The sequence below is a fragment of the Phytohabitans sp. LZ39 genome, assembly GCF_059359075.1.
Genome location: NZ_JCADBM010000001.1, coordinates 434731 through 444061 on the forward strand (window position 1 = coordinate 434731; position 9331 = coordinate 444061).

General features: G+C 70.0%; 11 protein-coding genes and 2 tRNA genes. 8 read left to right on the plus strand and 5 right to left on the minus strand.

The window, feature by feature from the left end:
- Positions 1–25: 25 nt before the first annotated feature.
- Positions 26–1546 carry a peptide deformylase gene (locus AC5L36_RS02030; protein ID WP_441215907.1) on the plus strand — a complete coding sequence of 507 codons (1521 nt, stop codon included), beginning with the start codon at positions 26–28 and terminating at the stop codon, positions 1544–1546.
- Here AC5L36_RS02030 and AC5L36_RS02035 read toward each other — a convergent pair.
- Positions 1543–2658 carry a globin domain-containing protein gene (locus tag AC5L36_RS02035; protein ID WP_441215906.1) on the minus strand — a complete coding sequence of 372 codons (1116 nt, stop codon included), beginning with the start codon at positions 2656–2658 and terminating at the stop codon, positions 1543–1545. The genes AC5L36_RS02030 and AC5L36_RS02035 overlap by 4 nt on opposite strands.
- Before the next feature lie 180 nt (positions 2659–2838).
- Here AC5L36_RS02035 and AC5L36_RS02040 point away from each other — a divergent pair, with 180 nt between their 5' ends.
- Entirely contained in the window at positions 2839–3615 is a 777-nt protein-coding gene (locus AC5L36_RS02040; RefSeq protein WP_441215905.1) for a CPBP family intramembrane glutamic endopeptidase, read from the plus strand.
- On the opposite strand, the gene AC5L36_RS02045 is transcribed toward AC5L36_RS02040, so the two are convergent.
- On the minus strand, positions 3597–5120 hold the full coding sequence (locus tag AC5L36_RS02045; protein ID WP_441215904.1) for a hypothetical protein: 1524 nt from the start codon (positions 5118–5120) through the stop codon (positions 3597–3599). The genes AC5L36_RS02040 and AC5L36_RS02045 overlap by 19 nt on opposite strands.
- 131 nt (positions 5121–5251) lie before the next feature.
- Here AC5L36_RS02045 and AC5L36_RS02050 point away from each other — a divergent pair.
- The 3 genes from AC5L36_RS02050 (at position 5252) to AC5L36_RS02060 (ending at position 5797) form a co-directional block, all read left to right on the plus strand.
- Positions 5252–5342 (plus strand) — tRNA-Ser (locus AC5L36_RS02050).
- A 34-nt stretch (positions 5343–5376) separates the two neighbouring features.
- Positions 5377–5449 (plus strand) — tRNA-Arg (locus tag AC5L36_RS02055).
- 141 nt (positions 5450–5590) lie between these two features.
- Positions 5591–5797 (plus strand): DUF397 domain-containing protein, encoded by a 207-nt coding sequence (locus AC5L36_RS02060; RefSeq protein ID WP_441216307.1) that lies wholly within the window; start codon positions 5591–5593, stop codon positions 5795–5797.
- Here the strand turns inward: AC5L36_RS02060 and AC5L36_RS02065 are convergent.
- The gene (locus AC5L36_RS02065) at positions 5766–6485 is read right to left on the minus strand and encodes a DUF6082 family protein (RefSeq protein WP_441215903.1); all 720 of its coding nucleotides are present in this window, start codon (positions 6483–6485) and stop codon (positions 5766–5768) included. The genes AC5L36_RS02060 and AC5L36_RS02065 overlap by 32 nt on opposite strands.
- 195 nt (positions 6486–6680) lie before the next feature.
- Here AC5L36_RS02065 and AC5L36_RS02070 point away from each other — a divergent pair, with 195 nt between their 5' ends.
- Both AC5L36_RS02070 and AC5L36_RS02075 read left to right on the plus strand, forming a co-directional pair.
- Entirely contained in the window at positions 6681–7079 is a 399-nt protein-coding gene (locus AC5L36_RS02070) for a helix-turn-helix domain-containing protein (RefSeq protein WP_441215902.1), read from the plus strand.
- 35 nt (positions 7080–7114) lie between these two features.
- Entirely contained in the window at positions 7115–7525 is a 411-nt protein-coding gene (locus AC5L36_RS02075; RefSeq protein ID WP_441215901.1) for a VOC family protein, read from the plus strand.
- Positions 7526–7527: 2 nt separating this feature from the next.
- Here the strand turns inward: AC5L36_RS02075 and AC5L36_RS02080 are convergent, their stop codons facing one another.
- Positions 7528–8157, minus strand: a complete 630-nt coding sequence (locus AC5L36_RS02080; protein ID WP_441215900.1) for an alpha-ketoglutarate-dependent dioxygenase AlkB — start codon at positions 8155–8157, stop codon at positions 7528–7530.
- 19 nt (positions 8158–8176) lie between these two features.
- Complete coding sequence (locus AC5L36_RS02085) at positions 8177–8773, minus strand: TetR family transcriptional regulator C-terminal domain-containing protein (protein WP_441215899.1); 597 nt, start codon at positions 8771–8773, stop codon at positions 8177–8179.
- A gap of 34 nt (positions 8774–8807) precedes the next feature.
- Between AC5L36_RS02085 and AC5L36_RS02090 the strand changes: the two genes are divergently transcribed.
- Positions 8808–9293 carry a GNAT family N-acetyltransferase gene (locus AC5L36_RS02090; protein WP_441215898.1) on the plus strand — a complete coding sequence of 162 codons (486 nt, stop codon included), beginning with the start codon at positions 8808–8810 and terminating at the stop codon, positions 9291–9293.
- Positions 9294–9331 lie beyond the last annotated feature (38 nt).

A 9331-nucleotide genomic window follows, 5' to 3' on the forward strand; every position in this document is an offset into this window, starting at 1 on the left:
AGTCCCGGCCCGAGGTACTCAAGAGATGACGACATCGCCCATCGAGCGGGCTGCGGACACGTTCGCGGCTGAGCTGGCCCGATGGCGGGTCGAGCGCAGCATGAGTAAAAAGCAGCTCGCGGCCCGCATGGGCTTCGACCCGTCCTACGTCAGCCATGTCGAAGGACGCCGCCACCGTCCCACCGAAGACTTCGCCCGCCGTGCCGAGGCGGTCCTCGGGGCGGGCGGCGCCATCTGGCAGCGCTACCAGGAGTACGACGAGCTGCGCCACGCGCGGTCCTCGGCGAGCCACCGCGACCCACCCGTGCCCGAGCAGTGGCTGCCACCCGGCACCGGCCTGATCGTGGAGCAGGAGGTCGCCACGCTCGCCTACCGCGAGGGGTCCTACCGCTGCGTCATCCGCCGCGCTCTCTACAACGCGGGCACCGAGCCGGTCACCCGCTACCTGATCCGGGTGGCGGTCGACCGCTACCCCCATGATCCGGAAAAGTCCAACCGCCACCACCGCGAGCACCCGCTCAGCTTCGCCGAGCTCGACCTCCAGGCCTGGTGCGGCGAGGAGCCGGCTCGAGAGGCGATGGAATACCGCAAGAAGCACGATCGCGACGCGTTCAAGGAGGTCTGGCTCCTCTTCGAAAACTCCGAGGGCCGCTTCCCGCTCTATCCGGGGCAGCGCACGGTCATCGAGTACGCGTACACGGTCAGTCACGAAAAGTGGGGCCAGTGGTTTCAGCGCGCGGTGCGCCTGCCCACCCGCCGCCTTACCGTGCGGCTCGACTTTCCCAACTGGCTCGACGCACAGGTGTGGGGAGTGGAGACCTCGCTGTCGGCCGAGGAGGCGCCGCTGCGTACCCCCGTGATCAGGCGGGCCGAGGGCGAGCGGACGATCTTCGAGTGGACGACGGAGTCGCCGCCGCTCAACGCCCGCTTCCGGCTGGAGTGGCGCTTCCGCGGCCACAACGGCCCGCCACCGTCCGGCCTCGCGATCGCCGTGCGGGCCAGCGACCGCATGCGCGCGGTCGGCATCGTGCAGCGCGGCGCCGACACGCTCCGCCAGGCGGCCCGCCAGTTCGACCTGCCGCGCGACGAGGCGGACGCCCGCGACATCGTCGACCGGCTGGTGGGTGCGCTCGACCGGGTGGAAGAGCTGCACACGTTCACGAAGGGTGTTGGTCTTGCCGCCCCGCAGATCGGGCTGCCCTGGGCGGCCGCGGTGGTGCGGCCCGCCGACCGTACGGCCGAGCCGGTCGTGCTGCTCAACCCGCGGGTGGTCGAGGCGTCGCCGGAGACCGACGAGCAGTACGAAGGCTGCATGTCCTTCTTCGACGTGCGCGGGCTCGTGTCCCGGCCGCTCACGCTCCAGGTCGAGCACGCGAAGTGGGACGGCGGTCGGGTGATCACGGCGTTCGAGCAGGGCATGGCCCGGCTCGTGGCGCACGAGATCGACCACCTGGAGGGGCGGCTCTACGTCGACCGCATGGTGCCCGGCGTCCCGCTGGTGCCGGTCGAGGAGTACCGCGAGGCCGGAAACCCGTGGCGTTACTAAAGCTCGGAGAGCGCGTCGTACCTGATCCGCAACGGTGGGACCTGTAGCTCGGCCAGCGTGCGCAAGGTCGACTTCACCATGGTGGGCGAGCCCGAGACGTAGAAGTCGTGGTCGATCCACGGGCCATAGCGGGCGACCACCTCGCTCACGTTGCCCTGCTCGCCCGCGTAGCTCGCGTCCTCACTGCACGCGGGCACCACCGAGAGCCACGGGTGGCGGGCGGCGAGCTTCTCCAGGTCGGCAAGGTCGTACAGGTCCTCGCGGTCCTTCGCGCCGTAGAAGACGTGTACCCAGCGGTTGCGGTTGAAGCGGGCCAGCTCCTCGACGAGCGCCTTGATCGGCGCGAGCCCGGTACCGCCGGCCACACACACGATGTCGCGGTTGGACTTGCGGTCGAGCGTCATCGTGCCCATCGGCGCGGCGATGCGCAGCAGGTCGCCCGGCCGCACCCGGCGGACCAGCGCGCTGGAGACCCAGCCCGCGCCCAGCGCCCGCACGTGGAAGTCGAGCGTGCCGTCCTTGCGCGGCGCGTTCGCGATCGAATAGGTGCGCCACAGTCGCGGCCGGTAGCGGGGCGCCTCCACGCTCACGTACTGGCCGGCGCGATAGTCAACGGGGTGCTGTAGCGGTCGGAGCGTGAATACCGCGATATCGCGCGAACGCCGTTCGTGTGCGGTTACCTCGGCGTGCCAGAACGGTGGGTTCGTATCCGCGTCGGCGCCGGCCATCATCTTCTTGGAGATCACCGCGTACGCGTCGCTCCACGCCTGGTCGTACTCGACGCTCCACTGCTCACCGGCGAACGTGCGCAGCGCCTCCAGCAGCGCGCCGCCCACCACCTGGTAGTGCTCGGGGCTCACGTGGAACTTGCGGTGGTCGCGCCCCAGCGCCCGTAGGTATTCGTCGAATCGTTCCGGATCGTCGAGTGTCTGCACTGCCGTCACGATCGCGCCGAGTAGTCTGGCTCGCTGTACGTCCATATGAACCGGAAAGAGGGACCGCAGCTCGGGGTTCGAGATAAACATGCGCGCGTAGAAGTAGCCGGCGACCTTGTCCTGGTGCTCCTCGACGATGGTCCAGCTCTCCTTAAGCAGCCGCGAAAGATTTCCCATGGACGCTCTTTCCGTTGTGCGACGCGGGTAACGGTCACGCGTCTGTGGGATGCCGTGGAAGTTGCGCGAGAGTTTCAGCCTGCGCACCGAGCGTCGCAAAAGGTCGCACATCTTGTGCGATTCGGTTGATCTTGGGGTGGTAGGCGGCGCCGCCGACGGCGTGTCGGGCACAGTTATCGGGTGACGGTTGAGCTAGCCCCGCCGACCACCGGCCGCGACAACACCATGCGCCGCAACGAGGCGCTCCTCGTCCTCGGCGTCTCACTTGGACAGTCAGCCATCTATGCGATGGTCTCCATCACCGCGCGGCTGACGGCCGACCGTCCGCTCTCCCAGCAGACCGCGACGCTCAACGCGTCCCAGTCGCCGCGGCCCTACCTCGACCTCACATACCAGCTGCTCGGGATCTTCTTTGCGCTGGTCCCGGTGCTGTTGGCGATACACCTGCTCAACCGCGACCGCGACGCACGCGCCAGCCTCGGCCTGGACCGCCGGCGTCCGGCCTTCGACCTGGTGTGGGGCGCGCTGTTGGCGGTCGTGATCGGCGGTCCCGGGATCCTCGTCTATCTCGGTGCGCACCGGCTCGGCATCAACGCCACGGTAGTGGCGGCCGACCTCCCCGACCTGTGGTGGGCGGTGCCCGTGCTGATCTTGGCCGCCGCGCAGAACGCGATCCTCGAAGAAGTGGTCGTTGTCGGATATCTGATGACCCGCCTCGAGGAGATGGGATGGCGGGTACGCACCATCATCGCCACGAGTGCCCTCCTGCGTGGCTCATACCACCTCTACCAAGGCTTTGGCGGCTTCATCGGCAACGCGCTGATGGGAGTTGTCTTCAGCTACTTCTACCTGCGCACCAGGCGCGTTCTCCCGTTGGTGATCGCGCACACGCTGCTCGATGTGGTCGCATTTATCGGATATACCCTGATAAAGGGCCGCTACGACTGGCTGCCGTAGCCCTCGCGGTAGTGAGCCCGAGCCCGGTAAGCGAGCCGCTCCACCGCCGCGGCCGCGCCCACCGCGGCCGTCACCGGCACCACGCCAGGCAGCAGCCGCCGCGCGACCATCCGCACGGCCAGCCATCCCCGCGACTGGGCCGACAGGGGCATCGCGAGCCGCCAAGCCGCCTCCGCAGCCCGCAGGGCCGGCGCCCCCTCGACCACCACATCAGCCTCGGTGGCCTCGGCCAGCGCGGCCCTGGCCACCTCCGGCGACGAATGCACCCCGACCAGCACCAGCAGGTCGACCGCCCGCTCGGCGTCGAGCGGATCCCGCCCGTAGGCCGCCGCGAGGTGCAACACCAGCGCGGCCTGCGCCCAAGCGGTCGCGGTGAGCTCGGCCACCGGCGTCAACAGCCCCAACGCCGTCGACACCGCCCCACCTGCCCCCGCCATCCGCACGAAGCGCTGCGTCGCGAGCCGCGCGAGGCCGTCGTCCGTCGCCGCCGGGTAGGTCGCCCGCGTCTGCGCGGCCCAATCGCGCGCCCGCGGCCCGATCGCCCGCACGGCCGCCAGAGCCAACAGCTCCGGGGCGTGTCCAGGCCGGTCGAGCAGCCGCGGCGTGGTCGCCGGTCCATCTCCTGCCTTGGTACGGGCGACGACCGACCCACTGACCAACGCCACCGCCGCTCGGGGCGACGTGCTTGTCGTGACCGCCGCCCGGTCGGCTGTGGTCGCGGCCGTCTTGCGTGCTGGTGCCTTGGCGGCCTTCTTGGTCGCCTTCTTCGCGGCGGCCTTCCGGGGGCTCTTCGACGCAGGGGCCTCTTCTGCCGTCGAGGCGGCGGCTTTCCTCGGCTCCTCCGCGCTCACAGCCTTGGCTGGCGGCCGCGCCTCTGCCGGCGCGTCCGCGCTGGTCGGTGTGGTTTCGGGTTTCTCAGAGCCGGTGCGCGTGGTGGCGGGTTTCTCAGAGCTCGTGCGCTTGGTGGGGGGTTTGCCGGTGCTGGTGCGCGTGGTGGCGGGTTTGCCGGTGCTGGTGCGCTTGGCCGGCCGACCACGGGCCGGCGCTTCGGCCGCGGGCGCCTCCCGGGTGGCCCGCTTGTCCGGCTCCCGCGACGGTGGTGGTGGGGCGGGCGCCGTCTCCGGTGTCGCCCGCTCGGCGGGCGGGGCGTCGGCCGCCGCCACGTCGCGGGCCACCCGCTTGGCCGGCCGGTCGCGGGCTGGCGTCTCGGTTGCTGGTGCGTCGCCGGGGCTGCTCCGTTTGGCCGGCCGCGCGTCAGCCGGTGGTGTAGTGGTGGCTGGGTCTGGGGCCGCCGTCCGCTTGGCCGGCCGAGCCTTTCGGGGCGGCTCGTCGGGCGGCTCGTCCGGCACGGCAGGCGGCTGGAAGAGCACCGAAGGCGCAGGCCCGCTGGCCGGTGGCCGGCGCGGCGGCGGCGCCGGTGCCGGATCTTCCTCAGGCGGGGTGAAGGCAGCCTTGGACGGGCGGGACCGCTCCCGCCGGCCGCCCGGGCGACGCTCCTCCTCCATGTCGACGGAGCCTAGTCCTGATGAGCCCGCTTCACCTCCCGGAAACCCGGCGGCCGAGAGCCCGCGCCGCTTTGCCGCCACCGAGGCCCGCACGGTATCCTCGGCGGGCGGTGGTCTGCGACGGCCACCTGGGAGACTTCGCCTAGTCTGGTCTATGGCGCCGCACTGCTAATGCGGTTGGGGTCTTAACGCCCCTCCCGGGTTCGAATCCCGGAGTCTCCGCGCGAAGACCGGTGTGTATGCTGGTCGAGCACCTGCGCCCGTAGCTCAATGGATAGAGCATCTGACTACGGATCAGAAGGTTAGGGGTTCGAGTCCCTTCGGGCGCGCAGCAGGTCAAGGGCCGGTTCCAGTCGTTGGAGCCGGCCCTTGTCGTGTCCAGCGGCCGGCCGAGCCAGGTAAAGATCACGTCACGGCCGGCGTGTTGTTCCCCGCCGTCCACATTCGACAGATAGAACCACCCGGTGCGTATGGAGGGAAGCGACCCGGCCGGACCGTCGTGGCGTCGGAGCAGCCGGTGCGTCGGCGAGGCGCATTGCGTGGAGGTCCAGGTGCGATCGGACGCGGTGGTGTTACGTAGCTCGCTGCGACCGTCCGTCGCTCTGGAGCTGAGCCGAGACCAGTGGGCCCACTTCGTCGCTCACTTCAAGACCGGAGCCTTCGACCTACCGCGGTGATGCGCTCAACGCGCCTTGCGGAGCTGCGCCGGTGCCGCCGCCGGCGGTAGGAGATCGCCGCGCGGGCGGCGGACTCGGGCCTGATGGTGCTGGGTTCGTAGGGGCGGGTGGGTGGTCCGCCGGCGATCGCGTCCCGGTACTCGTTGTCGATGATCCGGTAGAACGCGCGCTCGCGGCCACGTGAGCGCGACCGCCAGGATCCGTACCTCGTCCAGTACTCGCGCGACACCTCGCTCTCGAAGAATGCTTGGGCGTAGGCGCGCACCTGCTGAGCGTCGATCTGGCCGTGTTCCCATGCGTACGACCAGCCCATAATCACCAGATTCGCATAGTAGAAGAGCCGCTCATCCATATCGGGCGGACTTACGCGCGGCCCCCAGCACTGGGCGTATATGGGGTCATCCATTGCCATTCTTAGGAGGTCGAATGTATATCCCCGCTGCAACCACAGTCGCTCGTGGCGCACCTGCTTGCGTTGAAGCATCGTGGAGGCGGCCACCACCAGCAGGGTCGCGACCAGGGCCGCAACCCATTCCCGGTCACCGCTGTCCAGGCTGGCGATCACCGACGGCGTGAGGGCGGCGCCCACGAAGATCGCAATTGACGCGGCGGCGACGGCGAGCATGACTCCGATCTTGCCGAGGCTCTCACGGAAACCAGGAAACAGGTCGAATCTCGGAGTCTTCATCTGGTGGCCCCCTGACCGGGTCCGCATATCGCTAACCTCATTTTGCAGGTGCCCGCAAACAGCGCTCGTTTTTGATCTGCTCATGCCTGACTCATTCATCTGCGGCGCCAGTAGCAGGGAGCAATTGCTTTCTTCCGGGCTCTCCGGCCGAGCAATTTCTTGGACGACAAACCGGGACATGGTGTGATAGGCGGCGTGAGTCGCGCTGTCGAGGAGACCAACAGGCGGATGTTGCGGGCCCGCGACGCCATGGACCGGGCCTACGCGCAGCCACTCGACATCCCTGCGCTCGCCCGTATCGCGCACGTCTCCGAAGGGCACTTCATCCGCACGTTTCGGGCGACCTTCGGGGAGACTCCGCACCGCTACCTACAGCGGCGGCGAGTGGAACGTTCCATGTTTCTGCTCCGCGAGACCGACCGCCCGGTCACCGACATCTGCTTCGCGGTGGGCTTCACGAGCCTGGGCACCTTCAGCCGTACATTTCGGGACATCGTCGGGCAGTCGCCGTCGGTGTACCGGCGTACCGCGGCGAGCGTGCCGGTGCCGACGTGCTTCACCCGCTCGTGGATGCGGCCCGTCAGTTTTGGATAAGCAGGGGTCGGCGGGGGGCGACTAGCGTCGCCACCATGTTGAACGCGACCGCGATGTCCTCCATCTTCGTACTCGACCAGGACCAGGCCCTCGACTTCTACGTAGGCACGCTGGGCCTGGAGGTCAATACCGACCAGGATCTCGGCTTCATGCGCTGGCTGACCGTCAACGTGCCCGGCGACCCGGGGCGCGCGATCCTGCTGGAGAAGCCGGGGCCGCCGTCGATGGACGAGGCGACGGCCGAGCGGGTGCGCGAGCTGCTGACCAAGGGCGCGGCCGGCGGGTGGCTCGGCTTCAACACCGACGACGCCTACCGGACGTACGAGGAGCTGAAGGCGAAGGGCGTGGAGTTTACGGACGAGCCGACCGAGCAGCCCTACGGCATCGACTTCGGCCTGCGTGACCCGTTTGGCAACGCGATCCGGATCCGCCAGCTGCCCAAGTAGCCCTACGAGACGCCGACCGGGCGAAACTGCACGCTGACCCGCGGGCCGACCGGCTTTGCCGTCTTGGGCACGGCATGCTCCCACGTGCGCTGGCACGAGCCGCCCATCACGATCAGGTCGCCGTGGCCAAGGGGGAACCGGAGGCTTGCACCGCCGCCACGGGGGCGGAGGAGCAGCGGCCGGGGTGAGCCGAACGAGACGATCGCGACCATCGTGTCGATGCGGGACGAGCGGCCGTTGGTGTCGCCGTGCCAGGCGACGCTGTCGCGCCCGGTGCGGTAGAGGCACATCCCGGCCGTGACGAACGGCTCGCCGAGCTCGGGGGCGTAGTGGGCGGTGAGGGCGTCGCGCGCCTGCTCCAGCAGCGGGTGGGGCAGCGGGTCGCCGCCGCCATACCAGCACAGGAGGCGGGGCACGTCGACCTCCCGCTCGTACATCTCCCGGCGCTCGGCGCGCCACGGCACCTCGTGCAGGAGGGTGTCGAGCAGGAGGTCGGAGCCGTGCACCCAGCCCGGCAGGTGGTCGACCCAGGCGCCCCGGCTCAGCTGGTGGCGCCGGACCCGGCCGGCGAGCGGGCCGAGGCCGGCCTGCTCGGCGATGTCGAGCATCGAGGGCTGGTGCGCGACTTCCATAGGAGGCACCCTACGCCGGCTAGCACACCAGTGCTAATCCGTATGCCGCGAGCGTGTCGTCGAGCATCCGCTCCTGGGCGGCCGGCGGATATCCCGCGGGATCGCCCGAGCCCAGCGCGCCGGCGCCTTCGACCAGCGCGATCAGGGTGGCGGCGACGGACTCCGCGCGGTCCGCCGGCCAGTCGGGGGCGGCGGCGCCGACCAGGCGGGTGATGCGGTGCCGCCATGCCTGGTTGTTGGCACGGTGCTGGGCGATCAGCTCCTCGTCGGCGACCGCCGCGGCGAGAAAGCCGACCCAGACCGTGCTCTCGGTGCGCAGCTCGTCGTCCAGCGCGAGGCCCTGCCGGAGCACCGCGCGCAGCGCCTCCCGCGGAGAGTTCGCCGAAGCCTCCAGCGCCTCGACGCGGGCCCGGGTGCGCTCGTGCAGCAGGCGCCGGGCATGCAGGAGCAACGCGCGGCGGTGCGGAAAGCGGTGCATGACGAGGCCGGTCGTGCATCCGGCCGCGGCGGCGACCGCGCGGATCGTCAGGCGCTCGAGCCCCTGGTGGGCGAGCACGTCCCAGACCGCGCGGGAGAGCAGCGCCTCCTGCGCGGGGCGGTCGGCCGTTCGTGCCATGGCGCTAACCGTAACGCATGTTACCGTAACGCTTGTGACGGATAACGACACGCGATGGGTACTCGAGGCGCGGCCGTGGGACGACCCGGCGGGCGCGGCCTTGCGAAAGGAGCAGCGGGCGGAGCTCGACGCCCGCTACGGGGGCGACGACCACGAGCCCGGGCCGCTGCCGTCGGCCGCCGACATCGACCACTTCCTCGTCGCGGTCGATCCCGTCAGCGGGGCCGCGCTCGCGTGCGGCGGCCTGCGGCGCCTCGACGCCACGAGCGCCGAGATCAAGCGGATGTACGTGGTGCCCCAGGCCCGCGGCACCGGCCTGGCCACCGCCGTCCTCCGCGCACTCGAAGCGGCCGCGGTCGAGCGCGGCTGGACGACGATGCGCCTGGAGACCGGGACCTTCCAGCCCGACGCTCAGCGTTTCTACGAGCGCGAGGGCTACACGTCGATCCCCCTTTTCGGCGTCTACATCGGCTCCGCGGTCTCCGTCTGCTACGAGCGAAACCTCAAGACAGAGATTTGAGCTACCGCGACGTCCGCGGTGGTCCAGACCGTTGCTCC

Bases quoted from the DNA above. Each gene is read 5' to 3' on its own strand.
- AC5L36_RS02030 (WP_441215907.1), top strand. From the start codon at position 26: ATGACGACATCGCCCATCGAGCGGGCTGCGGACACGTTCGCGGCTGAG.
- AC5L36_RS02035 (WP_441215906.1), bottom strand. From the start codon at position 2,658: ATGGGAAATCTTTCGCGGCTGCTTAAGGAGAGCTGGACCATCGTCGAG.
- AC5L36_RS02045 (WP_441215904.1), bottom strand. From the start codon at position 5,120: ATGGAGGAGGAGCGTCGCCCGGGCGGCCGGCGGGAGCGGTCCCGCCCG.
- AC5L36_RS02060 (WP_441216307.1), top strand. From the start codon at position 5,591: ATGGAGGGAAGCGACCCGGCCGGACCGTCGTGGCGTCGGAGCAGCCGG.
- AC5L36_RS02065 (WP_441215903.1), bottom strand. From the start codon at position 6,485: ATGAAGACTCCGAGATTCGACCTGTTTCCTGGTTTCCGTGAGAGCCTC.
- AC5L36_RS02075 (WP_441215901.1), top strand. From the start codon at position 7,115: ATGTTGAACGCGACCGCGATGTCCTCCATCTTCGTACTCGACCAGGAC.
- AC5L36_RS02080 (WP_441215900.1), bottom strand. From the start codon at position 8,157: ATGGAAGTCGCGCACCAGCCCTCGATGCTCGACATCGCCGAGCAGGCC.
- AC5L36_RS02085 (WP_441215899.1), bottom strand. From the start codon at position 8,773: ATGGCACGAACGGCCGACCGCCCCGCGCAGGAGGCGCTGCTCTCCCGC.